16 protein-coding genes and 2 tRNA genes are annotated in these 16,431 nt (G+C 62.0%); 10 read left to right on the top strand and 8 right to left on the bottom strand.

The window, feature by feature from the left end:
• Positions 1 to 118: 118 nt before the first annotated feature.
• From VFV96_08385 to VFV96_08355, 7 genes are all read right to left on the bottom strand, one after another.
• Positions 119 to 1,168 carry an Mrp/NBP35 family ATP-binding protein gene (locus VFV96_08385; GenBank protein ID HEU5070415.1) on the bottom strand — a complete coding sequence of 350 codons (1,050 nt, stop codon included), beginning with the start codon at positions 1,166 to 1,168 and terminating at the stop codon, positions 119 to 121.
• An 88-nt stretch (positions 1,169 to 1,256) separates the two neighbouring features.
• Positions 1,257 to 1,757, bottom strand: coding sequence for a phosphohistidine phosphatase SixA (gene sixA / locus VFV96_08380; protein ID HEU5070414.1), 501 nt, complete (start codon positions 1,755 to 1,757; stop codon positions 1,257 to 1,259).
• 72 nt (positions 1,758 to 1,829) lie between these two features.
• A complete protein-coding gene (locus tag VFV96_08375) occupies positions 1,830 to 3,587 on the bottom strand; it encodes a site-2 protease family protein (protein HEU5070413.1) in 1,758 nt (585 codons plus the stop codon).
• 90 nt (positions 3,588 to 3,677) lie between these two features.
• Complete coding sequence (trpE, locus tag VFV96_08370; protein ID HEU5070412.1) at positions 3,678 to 5,192, bottom strand: anthranilate synthase component I; 1,515 nt, start codon at positions 5,190 to 5,192, stop codon at positions 3,678 to 3,680.
• 110 nt (positions 5,193 to 5,302) lie between these two features.
• A tRNA-Ser gene (locus VFV96_08365) sits at positions 5,303 to 5,395 on the bottom strand.
• Positions 5,396 to 5,488: 93 nt separating this feature from the next.
• A complete protein-coding gene (locus VFV96_08360) occupies positions 5,489 to 6,133 on the bottom strand; it encodes an HAD family phosphatase (protein HEU5070411.1) in 645 nt (214 codons plus the stop codon).
• Between the two features lie 100 nt (positions 6,134 to 6,233).
• Positions 6,234 to 7,472, bottom strand: a complete 1,239-nt coding sequence (locus tag VFV96_08355; protein HEU5070410.1) for a hypothetical protein — start codon at positions 7,470 to 7,472, stop codon at positions 6,234 to 6,236.
• 134 nt (positions 7,473 to 7,606) lie between these two features.
• Here VFV96_08355 and VFV96_08350 point away from each other — a divergent pair.
• Together VFV96_08350 and sufD are read left to right on the top strand one after the other, a co-directional pair.
• Positions 7,607 to 7,682, top strand: a tRNA-Arg gene (locus VFV96_08350).
• A gap of 128 nt (positions 7,683 to 7,810) precedes the next feature.
• A complete protein-coding gene (sufD, locus tag VFV96_08345; GenBank protein ID HEU5070409.1) occupies positions 7,811 to 9,142 on the top strand; it encodes a Fe-S cluster assembly protein SufD in 1,332 nt (443 codons plus the stop codon).
• Between the two features lie 15 nt (positions 9,143 to 9,157).
• On the opposite strand, the gene VFV96_08340 is transcribed toward sufD, so the two are convergent.
• Positions 9,158 to 10,144 carry a tetratricopeptide repeat protein gene (locus VFV96_08340; protein HEU5070408.1) on the bottom strand — a complete coding sequence of 329 codons (987 nt, stop codon included), beginning with the start codon at positions 10,142 to 10,144 and terminating at the stop codon, positions 9,158 to 9,160.
• Between the two features lie 193 nt (positions 10,145 to 10,337).
• On the opposite strand from VFV96_08340, the gene VFV96_08335 reads away from it, so the two are divergent.
• The 8 genes from VFV96_08335 (at position 10,338) to VFV96_08300 (ending at position 16,359) form a co-directional block, all read left to right on the top strand.
• Entirely contained in the window at positions 10,338 to 10,544 is a 207-nt protein-coding gene (locus VFV96_08335) for an antitoxin AF2212-like protein (GenBank protein ID HEU5070407.1), read from the top strand.
• On the top strand, positions 10,525 to 10,836 hold the full coding sequence (locus VFV96_08330; GenBank protein ID HEU5070406.1) for a type II toxin-antitoxin system PemK/MazF family toxin: 312 nt from the start codon (positions 10,525 to 10,527) through the stop codon (positions 10,834 to 10,836). Before VFV96_08335 ends, VFV96_08330 begins: the two co-directional genes overlap by 20 nt.
• A 92-nt stretch (positions 10,837 to 10,928) precedes the next feature.
• Positions 10,929 to 11,384 (top strand): SUF system NifU family Fe-S cluster assembly protein, encoded by a 456-nt coding sequence (locus VFV96_08325; protein HEU5070405.1) that lies wholly within the window; start codon positions 10,929 to 10,931, stop codon positions 11,382 to 11,384.
• A 9-nt stretch (positions 11,385 to 11,393) separates the two neighbouring features.
• Positions 11,394 to 11,945 (top strand): putative Fe-S cluster assembly protein SufT, encoded by a 552-nt coding sequence (gene sufT / locus VFV96_08320; GenBank protein HEU5070404.1) that lies wholly within the window; start codon positions 11,394 to 11,396, stop codon positions 11,943 to 11,945.
• A gap of 68 nt (positions 11,946 to 12,013) precedes the next feature.
• Positions 12,014 to 13,252 carry a cysteine desulfurase gene (locus VFV96_08315; protein HEU5070403.1) on the top strand — a complete coding sequence of 413 codons (1,239 nt, stop codon included), beginning with the start codon at positions 12,014 to 12,016 and terminating at the stop codon, positions 13,250 to 13,252.
• Positions 13,249 to 13,791: a rhodanese-like domain-containing protein gene (locus VFV96_08310; GenBank protein ID HEU5070402.1), complete on the top strand. Its 543-nt coding sequence runs from the start codon at positions 13,249 to 13,251 to the stop codon at positions 13,789 to 13,791. Before VFV96_08315 ends, VFV96_08310 begins: the two co-directional genes overlap by 4 nt.
• A 143-nt stretch (positions 13,792 to 13,934) precedes the next feature.
• Complete coding sequence (locus tag VFV96_08305) at positions 13,935 to 14,441, top strand: iron-sulfur cluster assembly scaffold protein (GenBank protein ID HEU5070401.1); 507 nt, start codon at positions 13,935 to 13,937, stop codon at positions 14,439 to 14,441.
• A gap of 310 nt (positions 14,442 to 14,751) precedes the next feature.
• Positions 14,752 to 16,359 carry an OmcB family cysteine-rich outer membrane protein gene (locus VFV96_08300; GenBank protein ID HEU5070400.1) on the top strand — a complete coding sequence of 536 codons (1,608 nt, stop codon included), beginning with the start codon at positions 14,752 to 14,754 and terminating at the stop codon, positions 16,357 to 16,359.
• Positions 16,360 to 16,431 lie beyond the last annotated feature (72 nt).

Below are 16,431 nucleotides of genomic sequence, written 5' to 3'. Positions count from 1 at the left end.
AGAAACTTGCGTGGTGGATGCTACGAACCGGCAACCGAAGACCACGCCAGTATTAGCGGAACACCCCCGTCGTCAGCAATCGCAAACCCCGCATGAATGCTGCCCGGCCGCCACCAACCTACGCCGTGGCCTCCTTGACCGCCGTGGCGACTTGTATAAACGCCTTGCCGGGAGCGCTTTCTGGTGCCGTGGCGGCCACGGGTTCGCCGCGGTCGCCGCCGATGCGGATTTCCGTGAAGAGCGGCACTTCGCCGAGAAAGCGAATGCCTTGACGCGCCGCTTCGGCTTTGCCGCCGCCGTGCCCGAAGATTTCCACGCGGTCACCGGCGGGCGTCACGAAGTAGCTCATGTTCTCCACGATGCCGAGGATGGGAACGTTGACCTTTTCAAACATGGCGATGCCTTTGCGCACCACACCCAGCGAGGCCTCCTGTGGTGTCGTGACCACCACACCGCCGTCCAGTGGCACCGTCTGGCAAAGTGAAAGCTGGGCGTCGCCGGTGCCGGGCGGGAGATCCACCAGCAAATAGTCGAGCTCGCCCCAATCGACCGAATGAATGAACTGCTGGATGGTTTTTTGAATCATCGGTCCGCGCCAGATCACCGGTTGATCGTCCTCCAGCAGGAAGCCCATGCTCATCAACTTCACGCCATGGGCGGCGGGCGGGATCAACTTGTTGTCGTCACTGACGGTCGGCCGTTCCCGGGCGCCCATCATCAGCGGAATGCTGGGGCCATAAATGTCGCAATCCAGCAACCCCACCCGGGCGCCGAGATGTTGGAGCGCGCAGGCGAGGTTCACGCTGACCGTGGACTTGCCCACGCCGCCCTTGCCGCTGGCCACGGCGATGACGCGTTTGAGGCCGGGCACGCGATTCTGACTGGCCCATGGACTTTGCGCGTGCGCCGGGTTGGTGGGTGCGGCGCCGCTTTGTTTGACTTCCACGAAAACCTTGTCCACGCCCGGCAGCGTGCCCAGCACCTGTTCGCACTCCGCCTTGATTTGCCGGGCCGTCTCGGGTTGCGGCGTGGTCAACACAATCGCCACGCTGACGGCGCCGTGGTTGACGGCGACGTCCTTGACGAGGCCAAACGAAACAATGTCGCGGCTGTAACCGGGATACTTCACGGCCTTCAGCGCTTCGCGGATGGAATCGGGCGTTTGCATAAAAACGAAGGAAGAAAGTCGCGAATAAAGCCGGTGGGCGCAAGCCGGCGTTGCGGGGGGCGCCCTGCGGCAAAACCGCGGCCGCGCTTCAACGCAGCAGGATCCTGGGCGGCAAAAGCCAGCGCAGCCGGGCGCAACGTCCGGCGCGCAGGGTTTCCGCCTCGAGCAGGCACAGGCCGCCTTTCTTCAATTCCAACGCCGCACCGTCGGCCGCGCCGGTGATCAGCCAGGAGGCCAGCTGGCTCAGGTCCGGTTCGTGGCCAACCAGCATGACGGATTCGGCGTCCCCGTGCTGTCGGTTGATGGCGGCAATCAATTGTTTCGGGTCGCCGCCGCCGGCCAGCGGGGCGCAGAGGTGCAGTTGCTTTTTCCGGCGCAGTGTGACGGCGATGATTTCCGCCGTTTGATGCGCGCGCACATAAGGACTGGTGAGGATGACCTCGGGCCGCAGTTTCAGTTGGGCGAGAGCCCGGGCGATCTGCCGGGTCTTGCGGCGGCCTTCCGGCGTCAGGGGCCGTTCGCTGTCGCGTGCATAGCCGGGGGTGCCGGGTTCGACGGCGATGCCGTGACGGAGCAGCAGCAGTTGCATGCGGTAATGTGGTCGTATTCCGGCCGGGCGGCAACCGCGTTGGCCGGGCGGGGCGCTATTCCAAGTCGTCGCTCAGGTCGTCAAAGCCGTCGAAGAAATAGGCGTCGTGGAAATCGTATTTGACGGAGACGCAATGGTGGGAATGCAGTGTGATACTGCATTAACTGGCTTCCGCGTGGCGGAATTGTAGGACCAAGTTCGAGTTGGTTCCCGACCGTTCACCAGCAGAAAGCAGAACACGACCGCGAGGAAGAACGCGCCGCCATGAACGGCGAGCAGGCCCAGCGTGGCCAGCGCGCCGGGCGGTTTGGCGTTCAAGGTTTCGTAAACCGCGAGCGTCTGCTGGGCCAGCATCTTGTTGGACATGCCCTTGGGCTGCTCCGCCTTCAGCGAGGTGATGATGGCCTGGGCCGTTTCGGGCGGGATTCGGTCGGAGTCCAGTTGCGGTGGCGGCAGGGCGGTTTTGCGCATCTGATCCACCACCTTGCTTTGCTTGAATGCGAGCGGCAGGCCCAGTCCCAGCGCCACGGCAATGTAAATCAGAAATCGTCCCAGCCCGGCCAGCCCCAGCAGAAACAACCCGAGAATGGCCGCGCAGCGAAAGCCGATGTCGAGCCAGCGATTCCGGCAGAAGAGCGTGGCGTGCAGCACATGTCCGCCATCCAACGGGAGCACGGGCAGCAGGTTGAATCCATTCAAAATGAGCAGAATGAACGTGCCCTCGCTCAGCCACGGCTTTTGCACGATGAGCGCGACCACGGCGAGCACCGCGCCCACGAGGATGCCCGGCACCGGTCCGGCCAGCGAAACGATGGCCTTTTTCCAGCCGGGCACGTTCCAATGCCGGCCGGTCACGGCCGCGCCGAAGAGCGGAATGAAAAACATCCGCAGATTGCGATAGCGAAAAATCCGCATGGCGAGCCAGTGGCCCGCTTCGTGAAAAAGCAGCACGGGAATGAGCCAGAGCGTGAATTTCCAGTTCCAGCGCGCGGCGCCCAGCGCAACGAACGCGACGATGGACAGCAGCAGAATCCAGATCGCGTTGCCCCAGCTGGCCTTGTTCGCCTGGAGCCGCTCCAGTTCAGCGAGCACTTCCGGATGTTGAAAGCCGCTGGCCTGGGCCTGGGCCATGGCCGCTCCGTAGTTTTCCGCCTGGGTTTGTTCGACCGTTGTGCGGGGCCGAAACACGCCCCGGGTGAGATTGAAATCGCGCAGCAATACGTGGTGACGTTCCGTCGCGGCCAGCGCCTCCTCGGGCGTGGCGATGCGGGCGGGCATTTTTTTGGCGCTCTCCGCTTCCACGAGCTGTTGGTGCGCTGCCCAGAGGGTGGCGCAAGGCGAGCCGGGCATCCGGTTCATGCGGACCGTTGCCGGCGTGGCCAGGTCCGGCTTGCCGGCAGATGAGACCAGAAAGGTGCCGTCCGTGAACTCCGTGAAAAACATCGGGAACAGGCCGCGGTCGGAACGTTGGGCCTGCCCCCAGAGGCGCTGGTGCAGCCGCGCAAAATGGACGCCCGACTCGTGCAGAAACGTTGCCCAGTAAATCGTGGTCTGGGTGCCCGGGTCGTGGAAGCAGTGATACGCCACGTCGTAAAAGCCAAGCGCCGCCAGTTCGTTGGCCAGCGGTTGAAACCGGGTCATCACCTCGGCGGGCAGCGCCTCGACCTGACCGGGCAGGGTGGACGTGCAGTTGGGATCGTCGGTTGAACTCGGAATCCGCAGGCGCAGCCACTTGGCGATCCAACCTACAATGACCAGCGGTGATTTGGTGCCCCACCAGTATTCCCGATGGCTTACCCGCGCGGAATCGATCGCGTAGAAGTCGTTCATGGCCCCTCTGAGACGGGGCGAGTTAGACAGGGTTTGGCGGACAACGCGAGCCGGAAAAGTGCGCCTGCCCAACGCCGTGAGGCGGCGCTGTTACCGGCCGAAGCTTTCTGCCATCGCCACGGCCTTGAGCATGGCCTTGGATTTGTTCACCGTTTCCTGGAATTCATTCTCCGGCACGGAATCGTTCACCCAGCCGCCGCCGGCCTGCACGTAGGCGTTGCCGTCCTTGATGAGCGCGGTGCGGATGGTGATGCAGCAGTCGAGCGTGCCGCTGAAACTGAAATAGCCGACGCAGCCGCCATAGGGCCCGCGCGCCGTGCCTTCGAGTTCGGAAATGATCTGCATGGCGCGAATCTTCGGCGCGCCGCTGAGCGTGCCGGCCGGGAACGTGGCCCGCATCAAATCGTAGGGCGTGCGGCCCGCCGCCAGCTGGCCTTCCACGTGGGATACGATGTGCATCACGTGGCTGTAACGCTCGATGATCATCAGATCCTTGACCTGCACCGAGCCGTATTCGCACACGCGGCCGAGGTCGTTGCGGGCCAGGTCCACCAACATGACGTGTTCGGCGCGTTCCTTGGGATCGGCCAGCAGTTCCCGGGCGTTTTCGTTGTCCAGGTCCGGCGTCTTGCCGCGCGGGCGCGTGCCGGCAATCGGCCGGATGGAGGCGTGGCCGGCTTCGGCGCGCACGTGGATTTCCGGCGAAGCGCCAACCAGCGAGAAGCCTTCGAGCTCCAACAGGAACATGTAGGGCGACGGATTGATGGTGCGTGCGGCGCGGTAAACGTCCAGCGGAGTAGCCGTCACGGGCGTGGAAAAGCGTTGCGAGCCGACCACCTGAATGATGTCGCCCGACGTGATGTAACGTTTCGCGGCCACCACGTTTTCGAGAAATTTTTCCTTGGGCACGTTTGATTCAAACGGCATGTAGGGCACGTCCGTCGGGACGGGCAGGGGATGCTGTTCGGTCGGCTGCTCCAGCAGCGACAACAGCCGGCCCAGCTCGTCGCAGGCGTCTTCATACGCTTCCTGCGGATCGCGGCCGGCGGTGGAGGCGTTGACCATCACGGTGATGGTCTGCGCCACGCGGTCGAACACCAGCACTTCATCGGCAATGAGGAAATAGAGGACCGGGGTGCCCAGTTCATCGCGCGGCGGACGCGGCACGACGGGTTCGATGTCGTGGATGAATTCGTAGCCCAGAAACCCGACGGCGCCGCCCGTGAAGCGCGGCAGCCCCGGCAGCGTGACGGGTTTGAAGCGTTGCATGACCCGTTCCACCACGACGAGGCCATCGCGCACGTCTGTTTCGGCGCCGGGTTGCGGCGTGACGCGATACGTTTCCGTCACGCGGCCTTCTTCGATGACTTCCACCTGGTCGCCGGTCTGGCGGATGATGGCGCGCGGATTGCACCCGACGAACGAGTAACGTCCCAGGGTGTCGCCGCCCTCGATGGATTCGAGCAGGAACGATTCGCCCTGGCCGCGGAGCTTGCGGTAGGCCGAGAGCGGGGTTTCAAAATCAGCCAGAATCCGGCACACAACGGGGACCAGGTTGCCCTGCTGTGCCAGACTCACGAACTCTTCCAGCTTTGGTGTAAACATGGCCGTCTTTTCCCGGCCCTCTGGTGGCGAGCCGCGACGGGAAGGTTAGGCACATGGGCGGCAGAGTAAACAGCAAACGCAGGCGGAGGGAGATGGAACGCAGGGAAGATTGGCGGAGAGGGGGGGATTCGAACCCCCGATACGGCTTTTGACCGTATAACGGTTTAGCAAACCATCGCCTTCAGCCACTCGGCCACCTCTCCAACCGTTGATCTGTCGTGAATCCAGAGTAGGCGAGCTTTCGCGGAGGCGTCAAGGTTGGAAGCCGGGCCGTTCGGGCGCGGACCGGCGTCCGGTCAGGGCTGCAAAAGAGCTTCGATTTCCGCGTAGGAGCGGACGACGCACGTGGCGTCCAGCAAGTCCTCGGCGCCGTGGGTGTTGGTAATGGCGATGACCTGCATGCCCGCCGCCAAACCAGCCGCCACGCCGGGCCTGGAGTCTTCAATCACCACGCATTCGTGCGGGGCGACGCCGAGCAGTTCCGCCGTGCGGAGGAATATGTCCGGGGCTGGCTTGCCGTGTTTCACCTCCGCTGCGCTCACCACCGCGGCGAAGAACTGGCGCAGCCCGCGCAGGTCGAGAACCGTTTGGATGACCGCCGGCTCGGACCCGGACGCCACGGCCAGCGGATGGCGGCGGGCCAGCTTTTCCACCAGTTCCGGCAGCCCGGCAAAGATGGGCTGGACGGTGCGCAGCACTTCAATCACCCGCTCGCGTTTGCGGGAAAGCAGTTCATCCAGCGGTTGGGGCGGTTGATGGCGCGCGATGAAGTCCACCCACAGTTCGCGATCCGAGCGCCCGACATAATCGGCAAACCGCAGCCCGCCGAGGTCCGGGTAGCCGAGTTCTGCCAGCACCTCGCGGAAGGCGCGTTCGTGGTGCGGTTCGCTGTCCACGATGACGCCATCCATGTCAAAAATCACCGCGCGAAAAGGCTGCATGCGGCGAACAGGGTGACGTCGAGTGGGCGCGTCAGGAAAGCGGAAATTCCGCGCCGTTGCCCGGTCATCGCGGTTGGCGGCAGCGTGAAGTGAGGCTCGTTCAGGCCGGGCAGGTCAGGCGGAACTTGCCGGATTGTGCCGGCAGCAAGGTGTCCACGACCTCAATTTGCAGCGGCTCGCTCAAGCCCAGCAGCGCTTCCAGCCGGCGGGCCACAGGTTGCAGATCGGGCAGGGGACGTTCGCGGTCTTCCGGCAGACAGCGCAGCGAGCAGGAGCCGTTTTCGGCCTGTCGCAACTGGTAATGCACGACGTTGGTGACGCCGTGAAAACATTGATCGACATCCCACGTGGTGACGCGCTGGCCATTCGCGTTGCGCAAGGCGTCGCGCGTCCGGCCGTGAACGCGGTAAGTTGTGCGGTAGGGTTGCCGTTGCACTTCGACCAGATCGCCGATGCGATAACGCACCAGCGGCATGCGATCGTTCGACAGCGAGGTGACGACCAGCTGGCCGATGCCGCGGACGTCTGGCTCAATCACTTCGAGGAACGCCGTTTCCCGGCTGGGCAACATTACCCCATCCGCGCCTTCCATCAGCAAATGGCCGGTCTCGGTGGCGCCGTAGAGGTTCCACACCGGCACGCCGAACACGCGTTCGATGATCCGTCGGTGCACGACGCTCACAAATTCATAGCTGCACAGGATGAAGCGCAGCGACGGGAAACGCAGCCCTTGCCGCTCGCAATACAGGGCGAACCACGCGCCATGCACGGGATCGAGGTCCAGCAGTTGCGGCTGCCAGTCAGCGATTTCGGCGGCCATTTGCGCGAGTTCCGTGTCCGTCAGCAGCCAGGGGAGGCGGGCGTGGTTGACGAACAGCGTGCGGCCGATGGTTCGTTGGGCACGGGTCAGCCACTTGGACGGGCAGGACTGGCCGTTGCACACGGGGGTGGTCAGCGTGGCGCGGCGTGGCGCGGGATGCTGGTCCAGCATCGCGGCGACCTGGTGATTTAACCGCAGGGCGCGCTCCTCCTGGGCGTCCCACCAGCCTTGCGGCAACAGCACCGGCACCCGGTCTTCGGACGTGCCTGACGTGTATTCCAATTCAACGGCCCTGGCTTCGAGCAACGCGTCCAACGACTCCGCGGGCGTCAGAAAATTTTGGGGAAAATTCTCGCGCAGATCCTGCTTGGTGACCAATGGCAGCCGGTCCAGTCCCGCGGCGTTGAGGGTGGCCACGCCTCGCGCCCGATAAAGGGGCCGCGTGAACCACTGGGGCAGGGCCTGTTCCAGGCGGTTCCACTGCTCGGTTTCCTGAATGATTTCGGGTGTTGCCAGCATCGTGCCAAATCGTTCGTGTTCCAGCTTGATTGTGAAGCTGCGCCGAATTTCGGGGCGAACGCGCGGATTGTCAAAGCGCCAAACCGCTTGCCGCGACTTTTTGCCGTGGCATAGACTGCGCTTGTTGGCCGGCGGCTCCCGTAGCTCAAATGGATAGAGCGGCGGTTTCCTAAACCGTTGATCCCTGTTCAATTCAGGGCGGGAGCGCCAGCCGCGCCTCTGGCTTTCGCCTGCCCGAACCGTGCCCGGGTGTCGCCAATTTCCCATTCTGGCCACTTGCGTGCGGGCGCCGGGCATGGAAAAGTGTCGCGCTTTTTCGTGAACCGAAACTTTTGAAAATGGCAAATCAGGAAGTTCAGAACACCGCCGCCTTGTTGCAGCAACTGGCCCCCAGCCAAACCGCCGCCCAGCCCGCGTGGCTTGCGCCCATCCGGAAAGCGGGTGCCGCGCATTTTGCGGCGCAGGGGTTCCCCACCACCGCGCAGGAAGACTGGCGTTTCACCAACGTGGCGCCCCTCACCAAACTGGCGCTCAAACCCGCCGGCCCGGGCTCGGCTCCCGATGCCGAGGTGGTGAAGCGGTGCACGTTCGGCGCCCTGGCCGCCCACCGGCTGGTGTTTGTGAACGGCCGCTTCGCGCCCGATTTGTCCCAGGTCGGCACATTGCCCGCCGGCGTCGTGGTCAAGAACCTGGCTGCCGCCTTGACCGAAAACAGCGCCCTGATCGAACCGCACCTCGCCCGGCAGGCCAATGGCGAAGGCAACGGCTTCACGGCCCTCAACAGCGCCGCTTTCACGGACGGGGGATTCGTTCACGTTCCCGCCGGCAAGGTGCTCGAGCAGCCGGTCCATCTGCTTTACCTCTCGACCGCGAACGAGGCCGGGGCGACCGCCCAGGCCCGCAACTTGTTGATCGTGGAAGCCAACGCCCAGGCCACCGTGCTGGAAAGTTACGCGAGCACGGCCGACGCCGCGTATTTCAACAACGTGGTGACCGAGGTTGTCGCGGGCGACCATGCGGTGCTGGAGCATTGCAAGTATCAAGACGAAAGCCTGGCTGCCTTCCACGTGGCGGCGCTGCACGCGAAGCTGGGGCGGACGAGCCAGTTCGTCAGCCACTCGTTTGCGCTCGGGGCGCGGTTGTCCCGGAACAACATTCGCACGAACCTGGCGGGCGAAGGCCTGGAGGCAGTGCTCAATGGACTTTACCTGACCAAGGGCGACCAGCTGGCGGACCATCACATGGTGGTTGAGCACGCGCAGCCGAACTGCGCCAGCCACGAGTATTTCAACGGCATTCTCGATGGCAAATCCAAGGGCGTTTTTCACGGGCGCATCTACGTGCATCCCGTGGCGCAGAAAACGGACGCAAAGCAGACGAACAAGAACCTGCTGCTGAGCGAGGACGCGACGGCGGACACGAAGCCGCAACTGGAGATCTATGCCGACGATGTGAAGTGCACGCACGGCGCGACGATTGGCCAGCTCAACGACGAATCCATTTTCTACCTCCGCTCCCGCGGCCTCGGCCCGGACACCGCGCGGCGCATGCTGATTCACGCCTTCGCCGGTGAAATCATCGAACGCGTGCGCCACGAAGCGGTCCGGCAGGAGCTGGACCAGCTCGTCTGGGAGCGGCTGGAGGCGAATCCGCTGGTGGCAGGGAAGTAAGCACCGCCTCGCCCGCTAGCCCGATAAGGCACGCAGAAAATCCCACCCGGCACTGCTCGAAACCTTTTGAATCACAGGTTTGGTAAAACCAGGGTTTAACAATTTCATTGTTGCCGAATACTTGTCGATCCTAGCTCTCAGAACTGATTCGTATTGTTCGCTTACGAAAAGCGAACTTGGAAGATTGTCGTAGTTTTTGAAGCTGAGACCTTCGGCATTTCTGACGCAAATTAGGATGATGTTCTCTATCGCCGTCCTGCTGCTCGGGTCGAAAGAAAGGCCAGCCTCTAGAGCAGCAACGATGGTTTCACACCGGTCCAAATATTCTACCCAAGCACCCTCTACTCCCGCGAACTCCAGCACATGATTTCGAGCGAGGGAAAAGCAGGCCATCGCAACCGTGTTGACCGTGTTCGAGCAACGCTCGCACATTAACGACTGAGATTCATCGTCCGCGTAGCTGATCGCATTGTTGAGTCCTGCAAGCATCTCCGTCAGTCTGAAATTGCCCAAAGTTGACATCCACCCAGCCGCCTCGCCCTTGCCTGCCCACGCAGAAGGATTTTTAGGATCGTGCTCTAAAACTTTGGTGAAGTAGTCGTATGCCTCTTTGGGATTGTTTGCATCCAGAGCGGCTCTAGCCAGTTCCATCAAATTATCCAAATTCACGGCGGAGGAAACCAACTGGATTGCTTGGCGAATGATTACTGCGCCGCCGCAATACATGCACTTAACTTGCTCACGATTGTCAGGAACTTGCAAATCTCCGCCGCAACTTGGGCATTTGGCGGCAACAAAATGAGGAGGAGCTGAAGATTGACGTGAAGTGCTCCCGGTCGCTGGCTGAATAACTGGTGTTACCGGTGGGGGAGGTGGCGCAGGCTTGTTGGGAATATGGAGTTCGCACTTACACTCGGGGCACTCCGCCTTGATACCTGCGAGTTCTTCTGGCGCCTCGATTTTCTGTTCGCAGTATGGGCAGTTGAAAGTGATGTCAGCCATACCTTTCCTTTCCACCGAGGGTTTTAGCAGTGGCAGTCCTTTTGGCAACGAGATTAGTGGGATCCTCTGCTCAAACTGTTAATATTGCTACATATCGCCTCCGGCGTCGCGGGTGAGCGCAGTTCCACCAGCTTGCCCACCGCGCCAATGCCGCCAACTTGCCAAGCCCGCCACCCCGCGATACTCTCACACCATGTCAACGACCGTGGATGCCATCTACGAAAACGGGAAACTTCTCCTCCCGGAGCCGTTGTCATTGCCCGAGCACGCGCGGGTGCGCGTCACCATCGAGAGCCGGGATGGCGAGCGGGAAGCCTGGCTAAAGCTTTCCGAGGAGTCGCTGACCAAGGTGTGGGCCAACGACGCGGATGACGTCTTCAATGAACTGCTACAGAAATGACGTCGTCCTGCTTCCAATTCCTTTCACGGATTTGACCAGCCGCAAAGTTCGTCCGGTAGTCGTCGTCGGGCGCAACGGGGCGGATCTGTTCCTGGTTCCGATCTCTTCCGTCCTCGCCAACACCGATTTGCCGCTCCGAGATTGGGGTGCGGCCGGACTAAATGTTCCGTCCGGCATCAAGTCGCAGCTGGCCACCGTGGAGGAGCATCTCGTCCTCAAAGTGGTGGGAACCATCTCCATCGCCGACCAACAGGCGTTGAATGAGCGGCTGCGAAAGTGGTTACACCTGTAATTGCGCTTTACCCATTCGGTCAAAGTTGCCCTCCTGAAGTTTTGCGAAACCTTCGGCGTGACGTCGGGCCGAAATCGGTTAGATTGTCGCCCATGTTCGACGACATCGCCGATCTTTATCAGCAGGTGATTCTGGACCACTGCAAGAATCCGCGGAATTTCCGCGAGCTGCCGCAGTGCACCTGCTCGGCGCAGGGCCAGAATCCGCTGTGCGGCGACCAGTTGAAGCTGTTCCTCAACCTCGAGGGCGACACCATCAAGGAAGCCACGTTCGTCGGCTCGGGCTGCTGCATTTCCAAGGCCTCGGCCTCGCTGCTGACCGAGGCGGTGAAGGGCAAGACGCGCGTCGAGGCCACCCAGATGTTTGAATTGGTGCGCGAACTGGTCACGAAAGGCCGGGCGGAAGGTGAAGTTGGCAAGCTTGCGGTGTTCGCGGGTGTGCACAAGTTTCCCGCGCGCGTGAAATGCGCTATCCTGTCCTGGCACGCGTTGGTGGCCGCGCTTAAAGGCAAAGGCCAGCCGGTCTCAACCGAAGACGAACACAACTGAAGTTTTTCCATGAGTGCAAACGAACCAGTCACACTGACCCGCGATGTCGAGGCGTCCATCGTGCCGGCGGGCACGAAGGTCACGCTGCTCAAGGGCGAACAGGCCTACGTCACCCAGTCGCTCGGCGGCAGCTACACCGTCATTGTCAACGGCAACATGTTCCGCATTGACGGCCAAAGCGCCGACGCACTTGGGTTCGAGGTGGCGGCCAAAGCCGCCGCGTCGGCGGGCGGTCCGCTGACGCAGGAGCAGGTGGAGAAGCAGGTTTGGGAACTGCTCAAGACCTGTTTTGACCCGGAAATCCCGGTGAACATTGTGGACTTGGGATTGATTTACGACTGTGCCGTCGAGCCCATGGGCAGCAACGAATACAAGGTCAGCGTCAAGATGACGTTGACTGCGCCGGGTTGCGGGATGGGGCCGGTGCTGCAGCAGGACGTGCAGAACAAGCTGCTGGGCATTGATCCGGTGCAGGACGTGCAGGTGGAACTCGTCTGGGATCCGCCGTGGAATCAGGGCATGCTCACCGAGGCGGCGAAGTTGCAGTTGGGCCTGATGTGATTCTTTACCGCGGGGACGCGGAGAGACAACTCTTCTCTGTGCCCCCGCGCCGCTGCGGTTTAATTCCAATGAGCGATTCACAGCAAGTTGATTGGTCGGCCTTACGGAAGGATTTTCCGGTCCTGGATCAGCAGGTTCATGGACAGCCGTTGGTTTACTTCGACAACGCCGCCACGTCGCAGAAGCCGCGACAGGTGGTGCAGGCGCTGGTCAACTATTACGAGCGCGACAACGCCAACGTGCACCGTGGCATTCACGAACTCAGCATGCGCGCGACGAATCACTTCGAAGCCGCCCGCGAACGCGCCGCGAAGTTCATTCACGCCCGCAGCCCTGACGAGATCATCTGGACACGCGGCACCACCGAGGGCATCAACCTCGTCGCCACGGCCTGGGGCAACCAGTTCATCAAGGCGGGCGACGTCATCCTGCTCACGGAGATGGAGCATCACAGCAACATCGTGCCGTGGCAGTTGCTCGCGCAGCGGACCGGCGCGGAACTGCGCTTCCTGCCCATCACCGGCGATATTGGCCTGCTCGACCTGAACCGGCTGGATGAATTTTTGACCGACCGCGTGAAGCTTTTCTCGATGGTTCACATTTCGAACTCGCTCGGCACCATCAATCCCGTCATCGAATTGTGCGCCCGCGCGCGCAAGAAGGGCATCACCACGCTGGTGGATGCGGCGCAGAGCGCGGGGCATCGTCCGCTGGACGTGCAGGAGATCGGCTGCGACTTCCTCGCCGTGTCCGGCCACAAGATGTGCGGCCCGACGGGCATTGGTTTTCTCTACGGCCGCGGTGAAATCCTGGAGCAGATGCCGCCCTACCACGGCGGCGGCGAAATGATTCTCACGGCCGAATACCAGAAGAGCACCTACAAGCCCGCGCCGCACAAGTTCGAGGCCGGCACCCCGGACATCTCCGGTCCCATCGGGCTGCACGCCGCGATGGACTACCTCGATGCCCTCGGCCGCGACAAAATCGCGGAGCACGACATGGCAATGGGCGCGTATGCGTTCGAGAGGCTGACCGCGCTGAAGAACATCCGCATCTTCGGTCCGCACATCGGTCGCGCGGGTCTGGTGAGCTTCCTCCTGGACGACATCCATGCGCACGACGTGACCGAGCTGGCGAACCAGAAAGGCGTCGCGTTGCGCGGCGGCCATCACTGCACGCAACCGCTGATGCGCAAGCTCGGTGTGGAATCCACGAGCCGCGCGAGCTTTTACTTCTACAACACGACCGCGGAAATCGACCGGCTCGTCACGGTGCTCGCGGACATTCAAAAATTCTTCGGCGCATGAATCCCGGCATCACTGGACAATCCCCGATGAGCGAAGTGCTCGCCGCGTATCCCGGCGCGCAACGGGCGTTGTTCCGGCGCTATCACATCGGCGGGTGCAGCAGTTGCGGCTTCCAACCGACCGAAACGCTCGCGGGCGTCTGTGAACGCAATGGTAATCTCGATGTGCCCGAAGTGCTCGCGCACATTCAAAGCAGCCACGAGCAGGATGAGAAGATTTTGATCGGTGCGAAGGAACTCGCGGACTGGCGCCAACAAGACCCGGCGCTACGTCTGGTGGATGTCCGTTCACGCGAGGAGTTCGAGGCGGTCCACATCGAGGGCTCGATTCTCCTTTCGCAACCGGTGATGCAGCAAATCATGGCCGAGGGCACCAACGTGCGGCCGCTTGTCGTCGTAGATCACCAGGGCAAGAATGGGCTTGATGCCGCGGCGTATTTTCTGGGCCACGGCTTGCAGAATGTGCGTTGCCTGCGTGGCGGCATCGACGCGTGGTCGCAGGAAGTGGATTCGTCCGTCCGGCGATACAAATTGGGATGAACCGCGGAGGCGCCGAGACGCAGAGTTGGAAATGTTCGATCCATAGAGGATGCAGATTTTAGAAACAAAAACTCCTGAAAGCTCCTTCCTGCTTTCCAAACATAATTCTCCGCATCTCCGCGTCTCTGCGGTAAATTTCAATCATGAATGAAGATTTGGAGAAACGAATCCGCGCGGCGCTGGCCAATCCGCAGAACGTTGGCGAGATGACGAACGCCGATGCCGTGGGCACGGTGGGCAACTCCGATTGCGGCGAGATGCTGCGGATGTGGGTGAAGTTCCGTGAGGAAGGCGGGCGCAAGGTCATCGACCAGGCAACCTTCCAATCCTTCGGCTGTGAAACCGCCATTGCCGTGGCGAGCCTGGCCACGGAGTTGATTCGCGGCAAAACCGCCGAGGAGGCGCTGGCCCTCAAGACGGAAGAACTCGCCGGCGAACTGGGGCCGTTGCCGCCGATGAAGATCCACTGCGCACAACTCGTGGAGGGCGCCCTGCGTTCGGCGCTGACACCGGCGGCCCCCGCGCCGGCCCCGGCATCCCCTGTGGCTCCCACCCTCATGGACAGCCTGTCCAGCAGCAAGTCTTCCGGTCGCAAGATCATTATGCTGGATGCCGAAAAGCCCGGTAGTTCGACATCCGTTCCGGACTGATTTTAGCCTTCAATATAAGCGGATCGGATGCCCTGAGAAGGGGCGCCCATTTGATTTTTAGCATCTTGGGCTTAACCTAAAGGCAGATTCGAACAGGGCTGGCGCAACGGGTGTTGTGTCTCTTTCGTTCGAACCCCAGTTCATCGGAAGAATGGAAGCGTTTTCTTTTTCCTCACCCCCCAGCGCGCCGTCATTTGCTGCGGATGGGGGGTAGAGAGTCGCAGGGTATGTATCAGCAAGGGGAAAACGCGGCGCCTTCTTTCAGAGGCTGGGCCGCGGAGCGAAAACAACAAACCAAATGGAGACAGGAATGAAAACCACCATCAAAAACATTGGAACCGGTCTGCTTGCGGCCGTGCTGGTCGCATGGCCAGCAGCGCGCATGCAGGCTCAAAGTGCGGGGGGCGACGAGTGGACGGATCAATATCGGAACAATTACGAAATCCCGCTGGGGAACTACACGGGCAAGTCTCCCTTCATGCGTAGCTCGGCGAAACCCGCTCCGCCGGCCGCCAAGCCGGCCCCGGTGCCCGTAACAACAAAACCAGCGCCGGCCCCTGCGCCGGCCCCTCGTGAAGGTTACAGCACAGCGACGACCGATTGCGGTCTGGTGAAACTGACCAAGTCGGCTCCGTCCGTCGCGGCGCTCGGCGAAAACATTACCTACACCCTGACCGCTGTGGCCCAGTGCGACGTCGCGGACGTGGTCATCTCCGACATGATCCCGGCGGGTTCCAGCTACGTCTCCAGTGATCCGGCGGCGGCGGTGGATGGCAAGACGCTCGTCTGGAAAGTCGCCAGCCTGAACCGGGGCGAATCCCGCACCATGAAAGTGACCGTGAAGGCGGATTCGGAAGGTGAACTGGTCAACTGCGCCACGGTTACTGCGGTGCCGAAGGTTTGCATCTCCACGCTCGTGGGTAAACCCGATCTGGCGATTACCAAGACCGGTCCGGCCACGGCGCTCATCAATTCTGACGTGACCTATACGGTGACGGTCATGAACAAGGGCAACATCACGGCCAAGAACGTCGTCGTCACCGACGCCGTGCCGAAAGGCATGAGCGGCAACCCGGTCACCGTCAACGTAGGCGACCTCGGCCCGAACCAGTCCAAGACAATGCCCGTCACCTTCAAGGCCACGCAACGCGGCAAGGTGTGCAACGTGGCCGAAGCTGCGTCCAGCAATGCCGGCAAGGTGAACGCCGAAGCCTGCACGGTAATCGAGCAGCCCGGTGTGAAGATCACCAAGGAAGGTCCGAAGGAGCAGTTCCTCGGCCGGCGCGCCAGCTACAACATCGTCGTTTCCAACACGGGTGACACCAAACTCACTGGCGTGGTCGTGACCGACACGGCTCCGGCGGCGACCACCGTCGTGGACGCCGGCGGCGGCTCCGTGAATGGCAAGAACATCACGTGGAACGTGGGCGAACTCGCCGCGGGCGCCACGAAGTCCTTCACCGTGGTGCTGACCACGGAGACGGTCGGCACGCATTGCAACAACGTTGCCGTCAACACCGCCAATGGTCTCCGTGACTCGGCGGAAGCCTGCACGGTGTGGAAGGGCATCTCGGCCCTGCTGCTTGAGAAGGGCGACAATCCCGACCCGATCCAGGTGGGCGAAGAGACGACCTACTACGTGCGCGTGACCAATCAAGGCACGGCCGCAGACACCAACGTCAAAGTGGTGGTTGAGTTCCCGAAGGAACTCACGCCGGTCAGCGCGGACAACGGTGGCACGATTGCGGGCAGGACCGTGACGTTCCCGGCCTTCCCGCGCCTCGCGCCGAAGCAATCCTTCGAATATCACGTGAAGGCCAAGGGCGCCCAGGCGGGCGATGCCCGTGTGACGTTCATCCGCACGTCCACGGACATTCCGGCGCCAACCTCGGCGGAAGAATCCACTCGCGTTTATTGAGCGCGAAGGGTATTTGACGACGTAGCAACCGGCTGGCAGGCCCGTTCGGCCTGCCAGCCTTCAGTTAAGGAA

Source organism: Verrucomicrobiia bacterium (assembly GCA_035765895.1).
Classification (GTDB): Bacteria; Verrucomicrobiota; Verrucomicrobiia; order Limisphaerales; family DSYF01; genus DSYF01.
The sequence above is the reverse complement of the archived record's forward strand: the minus strand, read 5'-3'. Positions and strand labels throughout refer to the sequence as shown.

Coding starts and splice junctions, on each gene's coding strand:
- VFV96_08300 (HEU5070400.1), top strand. CDS start 14,752: ATGAAAACCACCATCAAAAACATTGGAACCGGTCTGCTTGCGGCCGTG.
- VFV96_08340 (HEU5070408.1), bottom strand. CDS start 10,144: ATGGCTGACATCACTTTCAACTGCCCATACTGCGAACAGAAAATCGAG.
- VFV96_08330 (HEU5070406.1), top strand. CDS start 10,525: ATGAACTGCTACAGAAATGACGTCGTCCTGCTTCCAATTCCTTTCACG.
- VFV96_08305 (HEU5070401.1), top strand. CDS start 13,935: ATGAATGAAGATTTGGAGAAACGAATCCGCGCGGCGCTGGCCAATCCG.
- VFV96_08310 (HEU5070402.1), top strand. CDS start 13,249: ATGAATCCCGGCATCACTGGACAATCCCCGATGAGCGAAGTGCTCGCC.
- sufD (HEU5070409.1), top strand. CDS start 7,811: ATGGCAAATCAGGAAGTTCAGAACACCGCCGCCTTGTTGCAGCAACTG.
- VFV96_08325 (HEU5070405.1), top strand. CDS start 10,929: ATGTTCGACGACATCGCCGATCTTTATCAGCAGGTGATTCTGGACCAC.
- VFV96_08375 (HEU5070413.1), bottom strand. CDS start 3,587: ATGAACGACTTCTACGCGATCGATTCCGCGCGGGTAAGCCATCGGGAA.
- VFV96_08360 (HEU5070411.1), bottom strand. CDS start 6,133: ATGCAGCCTTTTCGCGCGGTGATTTTTGACATGGATGGCGTCATCGTG.
- sixA (HEU5070414.1), bottom strand. CDS start 1,757: ATGCAACTGCTGCTGCTCCGTCACGGCATCGCCGTCGAACCCGGCACC.
- VFV96_08385 (HEU5070415.1), bottom strand. CDS start 1,168: ATGCAAACGCCCGATTCCATCCGCGAAGCGCTGAAGGCCGTGAAGTAT.
- VFV96_08355 (HEU5070410.1), bottom strand. CDS start 7,472: ATGCTGGCAACACCCGAAATCATTCAGGAAACCGAGCAGTGGAACCGC.
- VFV96_08335 (HEU5070407.1), top strand. CDS start 10,338: ATGTCAACGACCGTGGATGCCATCTACGAAAACGGGAAACTTCTCCTC.
- trpE (HEU5070412.1), bottom strand. CDS start 5,192: ATGTTTACACCAAAGCTGGAAGAGTTCGTGAGTCTGGCACAGCAGGGC.
- VFV96_08315 (HEU5070403.1), top strand. CDS start 12,014: ATGAGCGATTCACAGCAAGTTGATTGGTCGGCCTTACGGAAGGATTTT.
- sufT (HEU5070404.1), top strand. CDS start 11,394: ATGAGTGCAAACGAACCAGTCACACTGACCCGCGATGTCGAGGCGTCC.